The following is a 19,995-nucleotide window of genomic DNA, read 5'->3' as shown; positions in this document are numbered from 1 at the left end:
TTCGCAGGCCTGTTCTGAAGGGTCAGCCCTGTCCACGCCTTGATATGGATCAATGGTTTTTGTCGCAGGTCTGCGGGTTACTCCATTTTCAACTCGGTCTTCTGGACCTCCGGCGACCGGTCAAAGGGCCTCCATGGCCGCTCGCCATCTGCGGGAAGCCGCTCTTTGGGCTTGGCCGGAAGCGCATCCTTGACCTGCGCGGCCTGGGCAAAGGCCACCCCAGCGCCCGGGCAACAGTTCCCGTCGCAGGGCGTCTTCAGGTAGATCGTGCCCATCTTCGACGTATCCTTGGTCACCTTGCCCGACGCCTGCGTCACGAAACCCAGCGCGGTCTTGACCAATGCCTCGTATTCATAGTTTCGAAACAGATCGACCTTCACCACCTTTTGGCAGCCCTTGTCGCCGGGGCACTTCAGATACTTCACCTCCGGGTCAACCTCGATCGTCCAGCCGGTCCGGATGGATGCGCCCATGCCCGCCCCAAAGGTAAAGCCGATCGGGCCGATGCCGATCCCAACGTTCGCCCCGAATTCGAAAGACAGCGCACTGGTCGCGCCCTGCTGGTGTTGGATGCCGTGGACGACGATCTTGCATTGGCCATTGGTCAGGTCATAACCCCATCGCAATTCGCCGGGGATTGGCATCATGACTGCAAGGAACCGGCCCGCAGGCCCCCAATTACAGAAAATATTGTCCGTGAATTTCACAGGTGCGCCACGTGCCATCGTTCATCCTCCGACTGTATTGGGCAACTATAGCACATCTCAGAGGAATCTGCGCCCGCGCCCGTTCTCCCGAAACAATTACCCCCGCCGAACCCAATGGCCCGCCGGGGGTAACTGCCCTCTCGCCAGAGGGAACATCGGTCAAGCGACATGCGCGAACAGAGCCCGTGACCGATGGTTCTTCCGGCCTGCTGCAACGGGCCGGAGGAAGTCTTTATTGCCCGCCACCCAGCTGGTGGACATAGGCGGCAACCGCATTGACCTCGGCCTGGGTCAGGCCACCGGCGGGACGGAAGTCTTCGTTCCACGCGGGCATGACACCGGCGCGGCCACCTACGATGCTTTCGCGGATCGACGCGGCATCGCCACCGAACAGCCAGACCTTGTTGTTCAGCGCCGGGGCGCCGGTCATCTCGCCGTTGGCGATCAGGTCCTCGGGGTCTTCATAGCTGCGGGTCGCGGCAAGGCTGCCCTCGCCGTTGTCGCCATGACAGGCGGCACAGTTGTCAAGGAACAGCGTCGCCCCGGTTTCGGCAAGCGCGGCGTCATGGTCTTCCCCGGCAAGGGCAAGCACATGGGCCACGACTGCGTCGATTTCCTCGTCGGCAAGGACACCGTCAAAGGCGGGCATTTCGCCCCCAAACCCGCGTGCATCGAACGACTGTTCGTTGCGGATGCCGTGGCTGACGGTATAGGCGATCTCGTCGATACGCCCGCCCCAGAGCCATTCGTCATCCAGAAGGTTCGGATAGCCCTTGGCCCCGGCAGCACCGGACCCGTGACACTGCGAACAGTTGGCGCGGAAAACCGCCCCGCCAGCGTTGACCGCAAACTGGTTCAGTTCGGCGTTGTCAGCCAGCGTGGCCAGATCGACAGAGGCCAGCTCTGCCGTCAGGGCGGCGTTGGCATCTTCGACGGCCTTGATGTCGGCGGCGACTTCGCCCCGGGTGGAATACCCAAGGTAGCCCGCGGTCGCGTCCTTGATCCCCGGCCAGGCCGGATAGGCGATGGTGTACCAGATGCCCCAGACGATGGTGAGGTAGAACAGCCAGACCCACCAGCGTGGCAAGGGGTTGTTCAGTTCCTCGATCCCGTCCCAGCTATGGCCGGTCGTGCCGACATCGGGCTTTTCTTCTTGCTTGCTCATGTCCGAGCCTCCGAATTGGTCGGTTCAGTGTCTTGGGCCGGGGCTGTTTCGTGCCGGAAGATAACGTTGGCCGCATCTTCGTGGGTCGGGCGGGATCCGGGCCGCCAGGCCCAGAACCAGACACCGATGAAGAACAGAAACAGCGCCAGAAGCACCCAGCTGTCAGCGATTTCACGAAGGATGTGATAGTTCATCAGACCCTCCCCCTAGCGGCTTGCATCGGGGGTGAAGGTCGAGAAATCGACCAACGTCCCGAGCATCTGCATATAGGCGATCAGCGCGTCCATCTCGGTCAGGGCGTCCTGACCATCGAAGTTGCGCACCTGCGCGCCCGGATAGCGGGTCAAGAGCCCATCGGTGTCGCCGAACGGATCGACCTGCACCGCAAAGTCCGCCTGTGCCGAGGCGATCATCTCCTCGTCGTAGGGGACGCCGACCAGCGCGTGGGTGGACATCAGTTCCCCGATGTATTGCCCATCCAGTTCGCGATCCAGAAGGAAGCCGTATTTCGGCATAACCGATTCCGGCACCACCGACTGCGGATCGGTCATGTGGTCCACATGCCATTCATCCGAGTAGCGGCCGCCGACGCGGGCCAGATCCGGCCCGGTCCGCTTTGACCCCCACTGGAACGGGTGGTCGTACATCGATTCAGCCGCAAGGCTGTAATGTCCGTAGCGTTCCACCTCGTCCCGCATCGGCCGGATCATCTGGCTGTGGCAGACATAGCACCCTTCGCGGATGTAAATGTCACGCCCGGCCAGTTCCAGCGGCGAGTAGGGCCGCATCCCCTCTACATCCTCGATGGTGTTTTCGAGGTAGAAGAGAGGTGCGATTTCCACGATGCCCCCGACAGTGACCACCGCAAAGCTGGCGACCAGAAGGAGCGTGGCGTTCTTTTCAAGAACCTTGTGACGATCAAGGATACCCATGATCCGATCTCCTTATTCTGCGGGGGTGGCGGCAGCAGCGGCAGCGCGGGCGGGAACCCGGTTGCCAAAGGCCGTCATCCAAAGGTTGTAGCACATGATGATCGCGCCAAGCAGGTAGAGGATCCCGCCGGTGCCACGCACCACATACATCGGGAACTTCGCGGCCACCGTGTCAGCGAAAGAGTTCACGAGGAAACCCTGCGCATCGACTTCACGCCACATCAGGCCTTCCATGATGCCTGTCACCCACATCGAGGCGGCATAGAGAACGATGCCGATCGTGGCGAGCCAGAAGTGCCAGGACACAAGGCGCAGGCTGTAAAGCCGTTCCTTGTTCCACAGGCGCGGCACGAGGAAGTAGAGCGCCCCGAAGGTGATCATCCCGTTCCAGCCAAGCGCGCCAGAGTGGACGTGCCCGATGGTCCAGTCGGTGTAGTGCGACAGCGAGTTGACCACGCGGATCGACATCATCGGCCCTTCGAAGGTCGACATGCCGTAGAACCCGATGGAAATGACCATCATGCGGATGATCGGGTCGGTGCGGATCTTGTCCCATGCGCCCGAAAGCGTCATCAGGCCGTTGATCATGCCGCCCCACGAAGGCATCCACAGGATGATCGAAAACACCATGCCAAGGGTCGAGGCCCAGTCAGGCAGCGCGGTGTAGTGCAGGTGGTGCGGACCGGCCCAGATGTAGATGAAGATCAGCGCCCAGAAGTGCACGATCGACAGCTTGTAGGAAAAGACCGGTTTTTCCGCCTGCTTGGGCACGAAGTAATACATCATCCCAAGGAAGCCCGCGGTCAGGAAGAAGCCCACCGCGTTGTGCCCATACCACCACTGCGTCATGGCGTCCTGCACCCCGGCGAAGACCTGAACCGACTTCGACCCGAAGATCGACACCGGGATCGAGATATTGTTCACCACATGCAGCAGCGCCACCGTCACGATGAACGACAGGAAGAACCAGTTGGCCACGTAGATATGCGGCTCTTTGCGCTTGATGATCGTGCCCAGGAAAACCCCAAGGTAGACCACCCAGACCAGCGTCAGCCACAGGTCAACATACCATTCCGGTTCGGCGTATTCCTTCGACTGGGTCGCACCCAGAAGGTATCCGGTTGCGGCAAGGACGATGAAGAACTGGTAGCCCCAGAACACGAACCAACCAGCATTGCCACCCCAGAGCCGGGCGGCAGAGGTCCGCTGAACGATATAGAAGGATGTCGCGATAAGCGCGTTGCCCCCGAAGGCAAAGATCACTGCCGAGGTGTGCAGTGGCCGCAGGCGCCCGAAGTTGCCAAAGCCTTCGGCCCAGGCAAAGTTCAGTTCGGGAAAGGCCAGCTGAAACGCGATGAATACGCCCACGAGGAATCCGACGACCCCCCAGAAGGCGGTCGCGATCACGCCATAGCGCACAACCCCATCCATATAGCCGGTCGGCGCCGGCCCCTTTTCATCGCCAGCGGTTCGCACTGTCCACACGAACATGCCACCGGCGACCAGCATCACGAGAATCGCGTGGACCTGGTAGGCCAGGTCGCGCGCGAAATTCGCGGCAATGGCGGCGAAAAGGGCAATAAGCCCCCACACCGCTATCTTGATCCAATCCCACATGAGAAGCGTTCCCTTCTTTCGCCCGTTCAGGATGATCCAAGTCGACGGAATCATCCCTTCGGGCCGTTCAGCTCTGTTTGGGGGTTTCGCCCGTGCAGCCGACCGCCGCATTGATCCATGTCAAGTTTCCGTGAGCCGCCCTTTGATAGGGATCAATGCAGCGCAGCAGCTGGCCGCCATGATGGACCCCACGCTGCAATCAGGGAGACGCACCATGGGCTATCAGACGATTTCTTTCGTGGCGACCGATGCGGGCGCGGATGGTCCCGCCCTTTCTGCCGCCTTGGCGGTCGCGGACCGGCAGGATGCCCATCTGGACATACATTGCGTCGGGGTCGACCCGGCCAGATACGAACCCCTGCCCGCCGGTTCGGCGGCCATCGTGATGGAAACCGGCGCGGCCGAGGCGCGAGCCCGTGCCGAGGAATTACAGGAGTGGGTCAAGGGCGGTCTTCCCGCCAACATGTCCAAGCTGGCGATCGAACCGGTGGTGATCCCGCATCTTGGCCTCGATACCTTGGTTGGCCGGCTGACCCGCTATTCCGATCTTGTCGTTGCCACCAGGCCCTACTCCGACAAGGCAAATCCGCTGCACGTCAGCGTCCTAGAGGCTGAACTGTTCGGCACAGGCGCCCCGGTTCTCGTTGTCCCCGAAAAGGGCGCGGCGAAGCCATTCGACCGGATCGTCGTCGCATGGAACGAAAGCAGCGAAAGCTTTAACGCGGTGCGGGCGGCCCTACCGTTCCTGAAAGCCGCCGAAAAGGTCGATATCGTGATGATCGACCCGCCCAGCCATTCCCCCGAAAGGTCCGACCCCGGCGGCGCGATCTGCCTGATGCTCGCCCGGCATGGGGTCAAGGCCGAGGTGTCGATCCTTGCCCGCACCCTGCCCCGGGTGTCCGAGGTTCTGGAACGTTTTGCCGAAGAACATGGTGCCGACCTGATCGTGATGGGGGCCTACGGCCATTCCCGGTTCCGGGAATCGATCCTTGGTGGGGCGACGCGCGACCTTCTTGGAAATGCGACCCTGCCCTTGCTGATGGCGCATTAGGACATGGGGACGCGGGCCGGGAATAGGGGCGTTCAACGGCCCCACCCCTCCCCTTTTCGGGGGTCAGGCGATCAGACCGCCGTCCGCGTCGTCTCCGGTTTCGTCCAAGAGTGCGGTGAAATCCGGCACGATGATCCGGCGCTTGCCATCCAGTTCGATCAGCCCTTCACGCTTCAGAGCGGAAATCTGTCGGCTGACCGTTTCCAGCGTCAGGCCAAGGTAATCGGCCATGGCCTCGCGCGTCAGGGGCAGTTCGACGACAATCGGCCCCTTGGTCTTGGTCATGCCGATCACCGATTCCCGGCGCGCGATGATTGTCAGCAGACTGGCAATCTTTTCGCGCGCAGTCTTGCGGCCCAGAACCAGCATCCATTCCCGCGCGGCGTCCAGCTCATCAAGGGTCATTTCCAACAGCCGCTCGGCCACATGGGGCGCGACCAGAAGCAGGTGTTCAAACGGCTTTCTGCGGAAACAACACAGGGTCACGTCGCTGACCGCCGTCACATCGTAGGGGGATGTCGTCCGGCCCGGACGCCCCACGAAGTCAGAAGGCAGCAAAAGCCCGACCATCTGGGTGCGTCCATCCTCGAGCGTCCGGCTCACCGACGCCACGCCGCGCACGACCGAGCCCACAAAGGCCATGTCGTCCCCGGCCCAGGAAATCGGCTGTCCGGCCTCGTAGTTGCGGTAGAACTTGATCTGCTCAAGCTTCTCAAGTTCGTCCGCGTCACAGGTCGCGCAAACCGCCCTGTGACGGATCGGACAACCCGCACATTCCAAATCAGTCGTGGTCTGGGTCATCCCAGGCTCAACTCCGTTTTCGCGCATGACTTGCGCCCAGTGTAACCCATTTTTGCCAAGGAAGTGCAATGCCCATAACCGAACGTCTGCGCCAACTGGGACTCTTTGACGCCAGGGCACCCCGGTACACAAGCTATCCGCCCGCGAACCATTTCAGCGACGCGGTCGGGCCGGAGCAGACCGCCGTGTGGCTTGCGGCAATACCGGAAGGGCAGCGCGTTTCGCTGTACCTGCATATTCCCTATTGTCGGCGGCTGTGCTGGTTCTGCGCCTGTCGAACTCAAGGGACGGCCACTGACCGCCCCCTTGTCCCCTATCTGGACCTGCTGAAACGGGAAATGGCGCTGTTGGCCAAGCACCTACCCCAGAATGTTGAAATCAGCCAGATCCACCTTGGCGGCGGCACCCCGACCCTGCTGCCTCCCGACCTGATCCGTGATCTTGGCGCGGCGCTGAAGACCTACCGCCCATGGGCCGATGATATCCAATTCTCGGTCGAGATTGACCCGACCGAGGTCGATCAGCCCAGAATCGACGCGTTGGCTGAAATCGGGATGACCCGCGCCTCGATCGGCGTTCAGGATTTTGACCCTAAGGTTCAGGACGCCATCGGTCGCCAGCAAAGCTTTGCCGACACCCGTGACGTAGTCACCATGCTGCGCAATGCCGGGGTTACTTCGCTCAACATGGATATCCTCTACGGTTTGCCGTTCCAGACCAAGGCGCGGATGGCGGACAGTGTTCAGCGTGTCCTATCGCTGAACCCGGACCGGGTGGCGCTTTATGGTTATGCCCACGTCCCGTGGATGGCCAAGCGGCAGGTTCTGATTCCTTCAGACGAGCTTCCCAGCGCCGAGGAACGGCTGGACCTGTTCGATACCGCCCGCGACCTGTTCCTGTGGGATGACTACGTGGAAATCGGGATCGACCATTACGCCCGCAAGGACGACAGCCTTGCGGTTGCCGCGCGCGAGGGTCGCCTGCACCGGAATTTCCAAGGCTATACCGACGACACGTCGGAGGTGCTGATCGGCATGGGTGCGTCGGCGATTTCGCGGTATCCGCAGGGATTCGCGCAAAACCACTCGACCTCGTCCAAATACGCAACTGCGGTTGATGGCGGGTCTCTGGCCACCGCGCGAGGCCACGCGATGTCGGACGACGACAAACTGAGGGCGGTGATGATCGAACGGCTGATGTGCGATTTCGGGCTGGATATCGAAGCACTGGCCAAACAGTTCGGCCTGCCCGAGGCCGCCCTGTTCGACATGACCGACACGATGCGTCGCCGGTTCGCGGATCAACTGGTCGTCGAGGGGCATAAGATCCGGCTGACGGACCATGCCCGTCTGATCGCCCGCCTGGCCGCGCAGGAAATCGACGCCTACGCCATGCCCGAGGGGCGGCACAGCCGGGCGCTGTGATGGCCCGGCCCCCGCGATGGGGCCGGACCAATCGGCTTTAGCCCAGCACGGTTTTCACCGCGCCGACGGTCGCGGCAACGATCTCGTCTGCCTCGGTCCGGGTCAGGCAGAAGGGCGGCGCGTAGCCGATGATGTCTCCCTGCGGCATCGCCCGCGCGATCACCTTGGACTGTGCCAGCATCGCGGCTGAAACCTGCGGCCCGATCTTGTTGGCGGCATCAAAGAAGGTGCGGCTGTCGCGGTCTTTCACGAATTCGACGGCGCAAAGCATCCCCTCGCCCCGAATGTCGCCCACGTGCGGATGATCACCCAGCGCATCCGCCATGGCCGCGTTCAGATAGGCGCCAACCTCGCCCGCGTTCTGGATCAGGTTCAGATCGTCCAGAAGCTTCAGGTTGGCAACCCCGGCCGCAGCCCCGATGGGGTGGGCGGAATAGGTCCAGCCGTGGCCGATTGGGCCGTTTTCATCGGTCCCTTGCTCCAGAACTTTCCAGACCTTGTCAGACACAATCGACCCCGACAGCGGCGCATAGGCGCTAGTCAGCCCCTTGGCGATGGTGATGATATCGGCCTCAAGCCCGTAGTGATCAGAGCCAAACATGCTGCCCAGACGGCCGAACCCGGTCACAACCTCGTCCGCGACCAGCAGGATGTCATGCTTTTTCAAAACGGCCTGGATCGCGGCCCAATAGCCGGCGGGCGGCGGCACAATGCCCCCGGTGCCCATGACCGGCTCTCCGATAAAGGCGGCGATGGTATCCGCGCCCTCACGCTCGATCAGCGCCTCCAGTTCCGCCACGCAATGGGCGACGAAATCGGCCTCGGACATGGCCAGATCGGGGCGACGGAAATAATAGGGGCTTTCCGTGTGGATGACCTGCGCCAGCGGCAGATCGAATTTCTTGTGAAACAGCTCCAGCCCGGTCAGCGACCCGGTCACTAGACCCGACCCGTGATAACCGCGCCAACGGCTGATGATCTTCTTCTTTTCCGGCCGGCCAAGGATGTTGTTGTAGTACCAGATCAGCTTGACGTTGGTTTCATTCGCGTCCGAGCCGCCAAGGCCGAAATAGACCTTGGACATGTTCGACGGTGCCCGATCAAGGATCATCTTCGACAGGGTGATCGACGCCTCCGTGCAGTGGCCCACGTAGGAATGGTAATAGGCCAGTTCGCGGGCCTGATCGGCGATCGCCTCGGCGATCTCCTGACGGCCATAGCCGACATTGACGCAGTAAAGCCCCGCGAAAGCATCCAGAAGCTTGGTTCCGTCCCGGTCTTCGATATGGACGCCGCCAGCGGTGCGGATCACGCGGGTCGGGGTTTCACCGCGCGCATGTTGGGCAAGATGGGTCGACGGGTGAAAGAAATTCTCGCGATCCCATTGGCTCAGTTGGTCATTGGTCAGCATTGGCGGCTCCTTGATTCCATTTGTGCCGACCATGTCGGGATTCCGGCGATACCGCGACCGGAAATCACCCGTCATCCAGATGAATCATCTGCCAATGGCGACCAACGCAGAATCTTTCACTCTTCGAGCAAGGCCGCGAAGGGCGGCGGCGCCCCGGTTTTGACCGGCTTTGTCACGATGTAGCTGTAGTATCGGGCGACCCCCAGCCGCGCCTCAAGTAGCGCGTCGATCAGCGCCTGATAACAGTCGATGTCGCGGGTCACGACCTGCATCAGATAGTCGTAGCCGCCCCCCAGCGCCCAACAACCGGTGACCTCGTCATAGCGCTGCATCGCGGCCTCAAACGCGCGGAAACTGGCGGCGGTGTGGTCGGTCAGTTCCACCACGACGAAAACCGTCACGCTGGGGCCTATCTTGCGCAGATTGAACCGCGCGCCATAGCCTTCGATCAGCCCCGCCTTTTCCAGTTTCGCCAGCCGTTCCCAGCAGGGCGTTGGCGTCAGCCCGACCCGTTCGGCCAGCGCGGCCTTCGTGATGCGCCCTTCGCTGGCCAGCACCCGCAGGATGGCGATGTCACGGTCGTCAAGCTTGATCATGTGTCCCAGTTCTTTCCTCGCGGGTCGTTTTCATCCTATCGAAGCGCTGACGCCTCTGCCATCTTCCGCCCATATCAGACGGAGCCCGCCGATGACCACGCTTTCGGAAACGACCGAGATCCTGCGCGACCTGATCGCCTTCCCCACGGTGTCCACCGACAGCAACCTTGCCTGCATCGGCTACCTTGCCGACCGGCTGGAACGGGCGGGTGCGCGGGTCGAGGTCTATCAGGACGACACTGGGGCCAAGGCCAACCTTTGGGCCACGCTGGGGCCGGATACCGACGGCGGGATCGTCCTGTCGGGTCATTCGGACGTTGTGCCGGTGACCGATCAGGACTGGACCAGCGACCCGTTCGTGATGGATGAACGGGCCGGTCTTCTCTACGGGCGCGGCGCCTGCGACATGAAGGGCTTTATCGCCGCCGCCGTGGCGATGGCCCCGCTTTATGCCGCGCGCGATCTGGCCCGCCCGATCCACTTTGCCTTTACCCATGACGAGGAAACCGGTTGCCTTGGCGGGCAGGCGCTTGTCACGGAACTCCAGAACCGGGGCTATCGCCCGGCCATGGCGATCATCGGCGAACCCACCGAAATGCGGATCATCGAAGGCCACAAGGGCTGCTTCGAATACTCCACGCATTTTCATGGGCTGGAGGGTCACGGATCAGGCCCCGATCTGGGGGTGAACGCCGTGGAATACGCGGTCCGCTATGTCAGCCGCCTGCTGGAGCTGAAGGACAAACTGCGCCACCGCTGCCCCCCCGACAGCCAATTTGAACCGCCTTGGACCACGATCAACACCGGCGCGCTGATCGGCGGCGTTGCCCATAACGTGATCCCCGGCAAGGCGCGGGTGGACTGGGAAATGCGCCCGGTCCAGAAATCCGACGCCGATTTCGTGAAGCAAGACCTGCACCATTTCTGCACCCACCACCTGCTGCCCGCGATGCAGGCGGTGGACCCCTCCGCCAGCATCCACACCGAAGTGATCGGAGAGGTCGTCGGGCTGGAGCCGATGGACCAGAACGCGATCCGCGATCTGGTAGTTGAACTGACCGGGGCGAATGCTACAGACCTTGTTCCCTTCGGGACCGAGGCGGGGCTGTTCCAGCAATTGGGGATGGACGTGATCGTCTGTGGGCCGGGGTCAATTGCCCAAGCCCACAAGCCTGACGAATTCGTCTCGCTTGACCAGATGGTTCAGTGCCTGTCGATGCTGGAAAAGCTGGGCGACAAGGTCAGCGCCTAACCGCGCGCGCAGGCCTTGCACAGCGGCGCGTGCGGAACCACATCCAACCGCTCGGCGCTGATGTCCTCGCCGCATTTCACGCAGACCCCGTATTCCCCTGCCTCAAGCCGGGACAGGGCGGCGTCGATGGCACGGATTTCAGCGGCCGCCGAAACACCCATGCTTTCCAGCACCTCGTCACCTTCGCGTTCGGTTGCCAGTTCTTCCCAATCCGGGTTGTGATGGGCATCCAGTTCCGCCTCGACCTCTTCGGACCGTTCGACAAGTTCGGCGCGACGGGCGAGCAGTTGGGCTTTGCGGTCTTCAAGCGTGGTCATTCAGGCCTCCATTGTTGCCTTCACGCTAGCGGGTCCGCGAGCGCCAGACATTGACCGGGATCAAGAAACTGAAGGATCGGCCAACCCCCTGAGGATCGGACAGTCGGGCCGGTCGTCACCGTGGCAAGCCCTTACAAGCCCTTGAAGCGTGTCCCGCATGGCCGAAAGATCGGTAATCTTGCGTTCGATCTCTGCCAGATGCCCTTTGGCGATCTGCCGGACATCGGCACTGGCCCGGTCCTGATCTTCCCAGAGGGCCAGAAGATCGCGACAATCCTCGATCGAAAATCCCAGCGCCCGCGCTCGGCCCAGAAATGTCAGCTTGTGCGCATCGCTGTCGCGGAACTGCCGATATCCATTATGCCCGCGCAACGGCCGGACCAGCCCGATATCCTCGTAATAGCGGATCGTCTTGGCAGGCAGCCCGGTCTTTTCGGCGACTTCACCAATATTCATGCCGCGCCCCCTTTCTCGACCACGGGGCGGACCCAGCGCAGCCGCAAGGCATTTGACAGGACCAGCACGGAACTGGCCGCCATCGCCCCCGCCGCCAGCGCGGGCGACAGCATGACCCCCCAAACCGGATACAAGAGACCGGCGGCGACGGGGATCAGCAGGATGTTATAGCCAAAAGCCCAGCCTAGGTTCTGGCGGATGTTGGCCATGGTGCGGCGGCTGATTTCCAGCGCGTTCACCACCCCCGACGGATCGCCCGACATCAGGACCACATGGGCGCTTTCCACCGCCACATCGGTGCCGGTCCCGATGGCCACGCCAACATCGGCGGCGGCCAGCGCCGGCGCGTCGTTGATCCCGTCCCCGACGAAAGCCACACGGCCCTCGGCCTGAAGGGCGCGGATCGCCTCGACCTTGCCCTCGGGCAAGACCTCGGCCTGGACCAGATCAATCCCAAGTTCCTTTGCGATGGCCCCGGCTGTCCGTTCGGTATCTCCGGTGATCATCGCAACTTTCAATCCCTGCGCATGTAGTGCGGCGACCGTGGCACGCGCAGTCGGCTTGATCCGGTCGGCCACGGCCAGAACCCCGGCTGCCTTGCCGCCGACGGCAACAAGGATGGGCGTCCGGCCCTTGGCGGAAAGCTCGACCGCGCGCGCTTCCTGCGCTTCGGCCGCGATGCCCTCTTTCGCCATCAGGCGGGCGGCGCCGATCAGCACCTCGACCCCATCGACCGTCCCGCGCAGTCCATATCCGGGGATCGCCGCGAACCCTTCGACCGTGGGCAGGGTCAGACCCTTTTCCTTTGCCGCCCGGACAATCGCCGTGCCAAGCGGGTGTTCCGACAGGGCCTCGACTGCCGCGACCTTGGCCAGAAGCCCGTCCGCATCCATGCCGTCCACCGGTTCCAGATCGGTCAGGTCCGGCTTACCTTCGGTCAGTGTGCCGGTCTTGTCAAAGCCAACCACCTGCACCGATTGCAACGCCTGAAGCGCGTCGCCCTGGCGGAACAGAACGCCCAGTTCGGCCGCCCGCCCGGTGCCAACCATGATCGAGGTCGGCGTGGCCAGCCCCATCGCGCAGGGGCAGGCGATGATCAGGACGGACACCCCGGCCACAAGGGCAAAGGACAGAACCGGCGCCGGGCCGAATACCAGCCAGACCAGAACCGTGAGCGCGGCGGCCGCCATCACGGCGGGCACGAACCATGCCGTGATCTTGTTCACCAAATCCTGCACCGGAAGGCGGGCGCCCTGCGCGTCCTCGACCATCTGGATGATCCGGGCCAACATCGTATCGGACCCGACCGCTGTTGCCCTGACCCGAAGGGCGCCATTGCCGTTCACGGTTCCCCCGGTCACGGTCGCGCCCTTGGTTTTCTGCACCGGCACAGGTTCACCGGTGATCATGCTTTCGTCGACCCAGCTGTCACCTTCGCGCACGATCCCGTCCACGGCGATCCGTTCGCCGGGCCGGATGTGCAGGAACATGCCCCGCTGAACCTCTTCGATGGGAACCTCGACCACATCGCCATCGCGTTCGATCCGCGCGGTATCCGGGCGCAACCCGATCAGCCGCTTGATCGCGGCCCCGGTCCGGCCCTTGGCACGGACCTCCAGCCAGCGCCCCAGCAGGATCAGGGTAACGATCACCGCCGCCGCCTCGAAATAGACCGCCCGCGTGCCGGAGGGCAGAAGGCCGGGAGCAAAGGTTGCGATAGTCGAGAACCCGAAGGCCGCCGAGGTGCCGAGGGCGACCAGAGAATTCATGTCCGGCCCCCGGCGCAAGAGGGCCGGAACCCCCTTGGCAAAGAACTGGCGGCCCGGAATGGCAAGGACCAACGCGGTCAGGACAAACTGGATCACCCAGGATGTCTGCATCCCGATGGCCTGGCCGATCCAATGGTGAATTGCCGGAAACACATGCCCGCCCATCTCCATCACGAAGACCGGTAGGGTCAGGGCAGCGGCAAGGATAACATTGCGGCGCAGGGTTGCCGCCTCCTCGACCGTTTTGTCGGTCCGCACCTCGCCCGAGGCGATCTGCCGGGCGTCATAGCCCACCGCCTGCACCGCCGCGATCAACGGCGCCGGGTCATGGATGAGCGCCGAGACCGACGCGATTCCGTCGGCTAGGTTCACTTTGGCCGACAGAACGCCGGGCACCGAAGACAGCGCCTCTTCGACCTTGCTCAGGCAAGAGGCGCAGGTCATCCCCGTGATTTCCAGCCGGAACCTGTCCGGCACGGCGGGATAGCCTGCGGCGGACAAGGCGCCTGACAGGGCGCGCGTCGCTTCGGCCCCGGCATCGTCCCGCAGAACCACACGGCCGGTTCTCGTTGCAAGGTTCACCTCGGCCCGGTCCACGCCACCCACGGCCTTGAGCGCCTTTTCCGCCCGGCCCACGCAGGCCGCGCAGCTAAGCCCGTCAATTTCAAATGAAAGCTGGTTTTCTGCGCCCATGATCCGGCCCTCCTTTGCGGCCTTGCCCTTCCAGATAAAGGTTCCAGTCACGGGAAGGTCAAGGCCTATGGCAACAATCTGTGAACTTTCCCAGCAGCGCGCGTCTGGACTTATCTATGCCACGGCGCTGGCCCTAAGACCGGGCTTGGCGTCAGGCGCATTGTGGGACAAAGGCAAACCCCGGCCACCCCCGGCCGACAACCGATTCTCCAGGAGCCCGCCATGGATATCCAATCCCTGACCAACGACCCCTCTGCCGTGATCGAGGCCGACCGCGCCCATGTCTGGCACCACCTGACCCAACACAAGCCGTTCGAGGCGATCGATCCGCAGATCATCGTCGAAGGCAAGGGCATGCGCGTCTGGGACATCACCGGCAAGGAACATATCGACGCCGTCTCCGGCGGGGTCTGGACCGTCAACGTCGGCTATGGGCGCACCGAAATCGCGGATGCGGTCCGCGATCAGCTGGTAAAGATGTGCTATTTTGCAGGCGCCAAGGGCACCATTCCCGGCGCCGAATTCGCCCAGCGCCTTGTGGAAAAGATGCCCGGCTTGTCGCGCGTCTACTACGCCAACTCCGGGTCCGAGGCGAACGAGAAGGCCTTCAAGATGGTGCGCCAGATTGCGCACAAGCATTACGGCGGCAAGAAGCACAAGATCCTCTACCGCGACCGCGACTATCACGGCACCACCATCGCCACCCTGTCGGCAGGTGGCCAGCAGGAACGCAACGCCCAATACGGCCCCTTTGCACCGGGCTTTGTCGAGGTGCCCCACTGCCTTGAATACCGCGCCCAAGACGGCTGGGCCGGCGAAACCTACGGCGAAAAGGCAGCCCAAGCGATCGAGGACGTGATCCTGCGCGAAGGTCCGGACACCGTTGGCGCGTTGTGCCTTGAGCCGATCACCGCAGGCGGCGGCATCATCGTGCCGCCCAAAGGCTACTGGGAACGGGTGCAGGAGATTTGCCGCAAGTATGACGTGCTTCTGCACATCGACGAGGTCGTCTGTGGCCTTGGCCGCACCGGCACCTGGTTCGGCTACCAGCAGTTTGGCATCCAGCCCGACATCGTGACCATGGCCAAGGGCGTGGCCTCTGGCTATGCCGCGATTTCCTGCTGCGTGACCACCGAACGGGTGTTCGACCTGTTCAAGGACGACACCGACCGGATGGGCTATTTCCGCGATATCTCGACCTTTGGCGGCTGCACCGCCGGGCCGACCGCAGCGCTGGAGAACCTCAAGATCATCGAAAAGGAAGACCTTGGCGGAAACTCGGCCAAGATGGGCGAGCGGCTGAAATCGAACCTTCAGGCGATCATGGACAAGCATCGCTGGGTCGGCGAGGTGCGCGGCATGGGCCTGTTCGCCGGGATCGAACTGGTAGCCGACCGCGACACCAAGGAACCGGTGCATGAATCCAAGGTCATGGGGATCGTCGCCGACTGCATGAAGCAGGGCGTGATCATCGGGGCGCAGAACCGGTCGGTTCCGGGCTTCAACAACACCCTGCTGTTCGCCCCGGCGCTGATCGCCACGGCGGACGACATCGACGAGATCACGACCGCGGTCGATAACGCGATCACCACCGTATTGGGGTAGCTTCTCTTCCCTGCCCCAAGAACCTGGCCCGGCCCCTGCGCCGGGCCTTTTCTTGAAAGGTCCGCCATGCCCCGCCTGAATGCCCTTGGACAGCCCGTTGGTGACCCTCTGGACGTCGCCCTGCCCCGGCCAAGGCCGGACCGGAGCCCGATGCAGGGCACGCGGGTGACAATCGTCCCGACCGACGTTGCCACTCATGCCGCCGGTCTGTTCGAGGCGTTCGGGCAGGACAGGGGCGGAGGCAACTGGACCTATCTTCCTTATGGGCCATTCGACACCGAAGCGGTGTTTCGGGAGTGGATGGACACGACCTGCACCGGCGACGACCCGCTGTTCCATACCATCCTGAACGGCACAGGCGCGGCGGTCGGGCTGGCCAGCTACCTGCGGATCGACCCGGCCAACGGGGCGATCGAGGTGGGGCACATCCACCTTTCCCCGCTTTTGCAGCGCACCGCCATGTCGACCGAGGCAATGTTCCTGATGATGGCGCGGGTCTTCGACGATCTGGGATACCGGCGCTACGAATGGAAATGCGACGCTCTGAACGCCCCTTCCCGGGCTGCGGCCGAACGGCTTGGGTTCCGATATGAAGGCACATTCCGGCAGGCCACCCATTACAAAGGACGTAACCGCGACACCGCATGGTTCGGCCTGACCGACAAGGACTGGCCCGACGTCCGCGCGGAATTCACGCGCTGGCTGGACCCGTCCAATTTTGACGACGACGGCAGGCAAAAGACGGCGCTGCGCATGCCAAAATCCTAAGTCCAGATTGCGCGCCGCTTAAGACCACCCTAGGCTGATCCCATGCCGATCAGTCCCGAATCCTTTTTCCTTGATCCCAGTTCCGAAGGCACCCTTCAGGCGCAGATTCGCCAGATGGTGGCGCAGGGCATTCTAGACGGGCGGTTTCGTCCCGGTGAACGGCTGCCTTCGTCGCGCAAACTGGCCGATCACCTTGGGGTCAGCCGGATTACGGTGACGCTGGCCTATACCGAACTTCTGGCCGATGACTATATCACCTCGCGCGGGCGGTCGGGCTATTTCGTGTCCGACAACGCACCTGAACCCCCGTCTTTCCCGGCGCAGCAATCGGGCAGCGGGACGGTGGACTGGGGTCGCATCCTTGGACAGCGCATTCCCGCTTCGCTGGGCCTGATCAAACCCGCCGATTGGGCCAGCTACCGTTACCCATTTATCTACGGACAGGCGGACCAAACCCTGTTCGACAGCGCGAACTGGCGGCTGTGCGCGTTGCAGGCGCTGGGACGCAAGGATTTCACCGCGCTGACCACCGACTATTTCGACGGGGACGATCCGAAGCTGGTGGAATTCATCGCCCGCCAGACCCTGCCGCGCCGGGGTATTCTGGCCGGGCCGGATGAAATCCTTGTCACGCTGGGCGCGCAAAACGCGCTGTGGCTGGCGGCGCAGGTTCTGCTGACCCAGCGCCGGGTCGCAGCGATGGAAGACCCCTGCTATCCGGCCCTGCGGTCGATCCTGACCCAGTCGCGCTGCCAGCTGGCCAGCGTGCCAACCGATGGCGACGGGTTGAACCCGGACGATCTGCCCCCGGATGTGGACGTGGTCTTCACCACCCCGTCGCACCACTGCCCGACCACATCGACCATGCCGCTGGCCCGGCGCAAAGCGCTGCTGGACAAGGCCGAGGTCGAGAATTTCCTGATCGTCGAGGATGACTACGAATTCGAGATGTCCTTTCTCAAGGCCCCCTCTCCCGCCCTGAAATCACTGGATCGGAACGGGCGGGTGATCTATGTCGGGTCGTTCTCGAAATCACTATTTCCCGGGCTGCGGCTGGGCTATCTTGTCGGCCCCGCCCCCTTTATCCGCGAGGCGCGGAACCTGCGGGCGAGCGTCTTGCGTCACCCGCCGGGACATATCCAGCGCACCGTCAGCTATTTCCTGTCCCTTGGCCACTACGACGCGCTGATCCGCCGGATGAGCCGGGCCTATATGGAGCGGCGGCAGGTGATGGATGCGGCGATTGACGAATTCGGTCTGACCGTGGCCGGCCGGGCAACCTTTGGCGGGTCGTCGGTCTGGATGCAGGCCCCGCCGGGGGTGAATACCAGTTTCCTTGCCGAACGGCTGCGCCTGCAATCGGTGCTGATCGAACCGGGGGCGAATTTCTTCGCCGGATCAGACAAGCCAACCTGTTTCTACCGGCTCGCCTATTCCTCGATCCCGGCGAACCGAATCCGCGAAGGTATCCGCCTGATCGCCGAAGCGATCCAGCAATCGACCTGATGCATCTGGCCATAAACTGCAATTTCATCTGGCCCTAACCCCATCTAACCCGTCAGACTAGTGTCACCTTCGATCTGGCAGGCGCCTCAGCGCCGCCCAAAGACCCTGCGCGAAAGGTTCCCAAAATGAAGATGACCACCGAAGAAGCCTTTGTGAAAACGCTCCAGATGCATGGCATCCAACATGCCTTTGGCATCATCGGATCGGCCTTCATGCCGATTTCCGATATCTTCCCCAAGGCCGGAATCACCTTCTGGGACTGCGCACACGAAGGTTCGGGCGGGATGATGGCCGATGGTTACACCCGCGCGACCGGCAAGATGTCGATGATGATTGCCCAGAACGGCCCGGGCATCGCCAACTTTGTCACCGCCGTGAAAACCGCCTACTGGAACCACACGCCGCTGCTTCTGGTCACGCCGCAGGCCGCGAACAAGACCATGGGTCAGGGCGGGTTTCAGGAAATCGAACAGATGCGCATGTTCGCCGATTGCGTCTGTTATCAGGAAGAGGTGCGCGACCCGTCCCGCATGGCCGAGGTTCTGAACCGCGTCATCATGCAGGCCAAGCGCAATTCCGCCCCGGCGCAGATCAACGTGCCGCGCGATTATTTCACCCAAGTCATCGACGTCGAAATGCCGCGTATCGTCGCCTTTGAACGGCCCGATGGCGGGACCGAGGCACTTGATCAGGCGGCCAAGCTTCTGTCCGAGGCCCGGTTCCCGGTGATCCTGAACGGTGCCGGCGTCGTTATCGGTGGCGCGATCCCGGCCTCGATGGCACTGGCCGAGCGGCTGGATGCCCCGGTATGCTGCGGCTATCAGCACAACGATGCCTTCCCCGGTTCGCATCCCCTGTTCGCCGGGCCGCTGGGCTACAACGGGTCCAAGGCCGCGATGGAACTGATCGCGCAGGCCGATGTGGTGCTCGCCCTCGGCACCCGCCTGAACCCCTTCTCGACCCTGCCGGGCTACGGCATGGATTACTGGCCCAAGGAGGCCAAGATCATTCAGGTCGACATCAACCCCGACCGGATCGGCCTGACCAAGCCGGTGACCGTCGGCATCGTCGGCGACGCGGTAAAGGTGGCAAACGGCATCCTTGACCGCCTGTCCGGCACCGCCGGCGACGAAGGCCGCGATGCCCGCAAGGCAGAAATCGCCAAGCGCAAGTCGGCATGGGCGCAGCAGCTGTCCAGCATGGACCACGAAGACGACGATCCGGGCACCACCTGGAACGAACGCGCCCGCAGCGCCAAGCCGGAATGGATGAGCCCGCGCATGGCATGGCGCGCGATTCAGGCGGCGCTTCCGAAAGAGGCGATCATCTCGTCCGACATCGGCAACAACTGCGCCATCGGCAACGCCTATCCCAGCTTTGAAGCGGGGAGGAAATACCTTGCCCCCGGCCTGTTCGGCCCCTGTGGCTATGGCCTGCCTTCGGTGGTCGGCGCAAAGATCGGCTGCCCGGACACCCCGGTGGTCGGCTTCTCGGGTGACGGGGCCTTTGGCATCGCGGTCACCGAACTGACCGCCATCGGCCGCGAAGAATGGCCCGCCGTGACCCAGATCGTGTTCCGCAACTACCAGTGGGGCGCGGAAAAGCGGAACTCGACCCTGTGGTATGACGACAACTTTGTCGGGACTGAACTGGACGAACAGGTGTCCTATGCCGGGATCGCAAAGGCCTGTGGCCTACAGGGCGTCGTGGCCCGCACGATGGACGAGTTGAGCGAGGCCCTGCGCAAGGCCATCGACGACCAGATGAACCATGGCAAGACCACCCTGATCGAGGCGATGATCAACCAAGAGCTGGGCGAACCGTTCCGCCGTGACGCGATGAAGAAACCCGTCGAGGTTGCCGGGATCGACCCCGCCGACATGGCCCAGACCCAGGTCTGACGGAATGGCGATCCCCCGGAACCG

General features: G+C 63.0%; 18 protein-coding genes. 7 read left to right on the top strand and 11 right to left on the bottom strand.

The genetic code is table 11. The features are described from left to right. Positions 1-77: 77 nt before the first annotated feature. The 5 genes from U3648_RS01430 to ccoN form a co-directional block, all read right to left on the bottom strand. Positions 78-725: a hypothetical protein gene (locus tag U3648_RS01430; RefSeq protein WP_420857453.1), complete on the bottom strand. Its 648-nt coding sequence runs from the start codon at positions 723-725 to the stop codon at positions 78-80. 214 nt (positions 726-939) lie between these two features. Beyond that, a complete protein-coding gene (gene ccoP / locus U3648_RS01425; RefSeq protein ID WP_420857452.1) occupies positions 940-1,872 on the bottom strand; it encodes a cytochrome-c oxidase, cbb3-type subunit III in 933 nt (310 codons plus the stop codon). Continuing rightward, positions 1,869-2,066 carry a cbb3-type cytochrome oxidase subunit 3 gene (locus U3648_RS01420; RefSeq protein WP_420857451.1) on the bottom strand — a complete coding sequence of 66 codons (198 nt, stop codon included), beginning with the start codon at positions 2,064-2,066 and terminating at the stop codon, positions 1,869-1,871. The genes ccoP and U3648_RS01420 overlap by 4 nt, the downstream gene beginning before the upstream one ends. 12 nt (positions 2,067-2,078) lie before the next feature. After that, positions 2,079-2,804 carry a cytochrome-c oxidase, cbb3-type subunit II gene (ccoO, locus tag U3648_RS01415; protein WP_420857450.1) on the bottom strand — a complete coding sequence of 242 codons (726 nt, stop codon included), beginning with the start codon at positions 2,802-2,804 and terminating at the stop codon, positions 2,079-2,081. Positions 2,805-2,816: 12 nt separating this feature from the next. Then, entirely contained in the window at positions 2,817-4,421 is a 1,605-nt protein-coding gene (ccoN, locus tag U3648_RS01410; protein WP_420857695.1) for a cytochrome-c oxidase, cbb3-type subunit I, read from the bottom strand. A 214-nt stretch (positions 4,422-4,635) separates the two neighbouring features. On the opposite strand from ccoN, the gene U3648_RS01405 reads away from it, so the two are divergent. Continuing rightward, positions 4,636-5,472, top strand: a complete 837-nt coding sequence (locus U3648_RS01405) for a universal stress protein (protein WP_420857449.1) — start codon at positions 4,636-4,638, stop codon at positions 5,470-5,472. Positions 5,473-5,535: 63 nt separating this feature from the next. Here the strand turns inward: U3648_RS01405 and fnrL are convergent, their stop codons facing one another. After that, positions 5,536-6,273 carry a transcriptional regulator FnrL gene (gene fnrL / locus U3648_RS01400; RefSeq protein ID WP_420857448.1) on the bottom strand — a complete coding sequence of 246 codons (738 nt, stop codon included), beginning with the start codon at positions 6,271-6,273 and terminating at the stop codon, positions 5,536-5,538. A gap of 68 nt (positions 6,274-6,341) precedes the next feature. Between fnrL and hemN the strand changes: the two genes are divergently transcribed. Beyond that, positions 6,342-7,697 carry an oxygen-independent coproporphyrinogen III oxidase gene (hemN, locus tag U3648_RS01395; RefSeq protein ID WP_420857447.1) on the top strand — a complete coding sequence of 452 codons (1,356 nt, stop codon included), beginning with the start codon at positions 6,342-6,344 and terminating at the stop codon, positions 7,695-7,697. 37 nt (positions 7,698-7,734) lie between these two features. On the opposite strand, the gene U3648_RS01390 is transcribed toward hemN, so the two are convergent. Both U3648_RS01390 and U3648_RS01385 read right to left on the bottom strand, forming a co-directional pair. Beyond that, a complete protein-coding gene (locus U3648_RS01390; protein WP_420857446.1) occupies positions 7,735-9,108 on the bottom strand; it encodes an aspartate aminotransferase family protein in 1,374 nt (457 codons plus the stop codon). A gap of 116 nt (positions 9,109-9,224) precedes the next feature. Further along, positions 9,225-9,701 (bottom strand): Lrp/AsnC family transcriptional regulator, encoded by a 477-nt coding sequence (locus tag U3648_RS01385; RefSeq protein WP_420857694.1) that lies wholly within the window; start codon positions 9,699-9,701, stop codon positions 9,225-9,227. A 94-nt stretch (positions 9,702-9,795) separates the two neighbouring features. Between U3648_RS01385 and argE the strand changes: the two genes are divergently transcribed. Further along, a complete protein-coding gene (gene argE / locus U3648_RS01380) occupies positions 9,796-10,956 on the top strand; it encodes an acetylornithine deacetylase (RefSeq protein WP_420857445.1) in 1,161 nt (386 codons plus the stop codon). Here argE and U3648_RS01375 read toward each other — a convergent pair. Genes U3648_RS01375 through U3648_RS01365 form a run of 3 tightly spaced genes read right to left on the bottom strand, consistent with a single transcriptional unit; the run spans position 10,953 to position 14,191 of the window. Then, positions 10,953-11,273 (bottom strand): TraR/DksA family transcriptional regulator, encoded by a 321-nt coding sequence (locus U3648_RS01375; RefSeq protein ID WP_420857444.1) that lies wholly within the window; start codon positions 11,271-11,273, stop codon positions 10,953-10,955. The two genes, argE and U3648_RS01375, sit on opposite strands and share 4 nt — an antisense overlap. A gap of 60 nt (positions 11,274-11,333) precedes the next feature. Beyond that, positions 11,334-11,729, bottom strand: coding sequence for a Cu(I)-responsive transcriptional regulator (cueR, locus tag U3648_RS01370; RefSeq protein ID WP_420857443.1), 396 nt, complete (start codon positions 11,727-11,729; stop codon positions 11,334-11,336). Continuing rightward, a complete protein-coding gene (locus U3648_RS01365; RefSeq protein WP_420857693.1) occupies positions 11,726-14,191 on the bottom strand; it encodes a heavy metal translocating P-type ATPase in 2,466 nt (821 codons plus the stop codon). Before U3648_RS01365 ends, cueR begins: the two co-directional genes overlap by 4 nt. A gap of 222 nt (positions 14,192-14,413) precedes the next feature. Between U3648_RS01365 and U3648_RS01360 the strand changes: the two genes are divergently transcribed. From U3648_RS01360 to xsc, 4 genes are all read left to right on the top strand, one after another. Continuing rightward, positions 14,414-15,796: an aminotransferase family protein gene (locus U3648_RS01360; RefSeq protein ID WP_420857442.1), complete on the top strand. Its 1,383-nt coding sequence runs from the start codon at positions 14,414-14,416 to the stop codon at positions 15,794-15,796. Between the two features lie 66 nt (positions 15,797-15,862). Then, a complete protein-coding gene (locus U3648_RS01355) occupies positions 15,863-16,564 on the top strand; it encodes a GNAT family N-acetyltransferase (protein WP_420857441.1) in 702 nt (233 codons plus the stop codon). A gap of 42 nt (positions 16,565-16,606) precedes the next feature. Continuing rightward, on the top strand, positions 16,607-18,070 hold the full coding sequence (gene pdxR / locus U3648_RS01350) for a MocR-like pyridoxine biosynthesis transcription factor PdxR (RefSeq protein ID WP_420857440.1): 1,464 nt from the start codon (positions 16,607-16,609) through the stop codon (positions 18,068-18,070). Between the two features lie 125 nt (positions 18,071-18,195). Next, positions 18,196-19,971 (top strand): sulfoacetaldehyde acetyltransferase, encoded by a 1,776-nt coding sequence (xsc, locus tag U3648_RS01345; protein ID WP_420857439.1) that lies wholly within the window; start codon positions 18,196-18,198, stop codon positions 19,969-19,971. Positions 19,972-19,995: the final 24 nt, after the last annotated feature.

Source organism: Marivivens marinus, from assembly GCF_035969385.1.
In the GTDB taxonomy this organism is placed as follows: Bacteria; Pseudomonadota; Alphaproteobacteria; order Rhodobacterales; family Rhodobacteraceae; genus SELP01.
The sequence above is the reverse complement of the archived record's forward strand: the minus strand, read 5'-3'. Positions and strand labels throughout refer to the sequence as shown.

Coding starts and splice junctions, on each gene's coding strand:
- ccoN (WP_420857695.1), bottom strand. CDS start 4,421: ATGTGGGATTGGATCAAGATAGCGGTGTGGGGGCTTATTGCCCTTTTC.
- U3648_RS01365 (WP_420857693.1), bottom strand. CDS start 14,191: ATGGGCGCAGAAAACCAGCTTTCATTTGAAATTGACGGGCTTAGCTGC.
- hemN (WP_420857447.1), top strand. CDS start 6,342: ATGCCCATAACCGAACGTCTGCGCCAACTGGGACTCTTTGACGCCAGG.
- xsc (WP_420857439.1), top strand. CDS start 18,196: ATGAAGATGACCACCGAAGAAGCCTTTGTGAAAACGCTCCAGATGCAT.
- ccoO (WP_420857450.1), bottom strand. CDS start 2,804: ATGGGTATCCTTGATCGTCACAAGGTTCTTGAAAAGAACGCCACGCTC.
- U3648_RS01405 (WP_420857449.1), top strand. CDS start 4,636: ATGGGCTATCAGACGATTTCTTTCGTGGCGACCGATGCGGGCGCGGAT.
- pdxR (WP_420857440.1), top strand. CDS start 16,607: ATGCCGATCAGTCCCGAATCCTTTTTCCTTGATCCCAGTTCCGAAGGC.
- cueR (WP_420857443.1), bottom strand. CDS start 11,729: ATGAATATTGGTGAAGTCGCCGAAAAGACCGGGCTGCCTGCCAAGACG.
- ccoP (WP_420857452.1), bottom strand. CDS start 1,872: ATGAGCAAGCAAGAAGAAAAGCCCGATGTCGGCACGACCGGCCATAGC.
- U3648_RS01355 (WP_420857441.1), top strand. CDS start 15,863: ATGCCCCGCCTGAATGCCCTTGGACAGCCCGTTGGTGACCCTCTGGAC.
- U3648_RS01390 (WP_420857446.1), bottom strand. CDS start 9,108: ATGCTGACCAATGACCAACTGAGCCAATGGGATCGCGAGAATTTCTTT.
- U3648_RS01360 (WP_420857442.1), top strand. CDS start 14,414: ATGGATATCCAATCCCTGACCAACGACCCCTCTGCCGTGATCGAGGCC.
- U3648_RS01375 (WP_420857444.1), bottom strand. CDS start 11,273: ATGACCACGCTTGAAGACCGCAAAGCCCAACTGCTCGCCCGTCGCGCC.
- U3648_RS01430 (WP_420857453.1), bottom strand. CDS start 725: ATGGCACGTGGCGCACCTGTGAAATTCACGGACAATATTTTCTGTAAT.
- U3648_RS01420 (WP_420857451.1), bottom strand. CDS start 2,066: ATGAACTATCACATCCTTCGTGAAATCGCTGACAGCTGGGTGCTTCTG.
- argE (WP_420857445.1), top strand. CDS start 9,796: ATGACCACGCTTTCGGAAACGACCGAGATCCTGCGCGACCTGATCGCC.
- fnrL (WP_420857448.1), bottom strand. CDS start 6,273: ATGACCCAGACCACGACTGATTTGGAATGTGCGGGTTGTCCGATCCGT.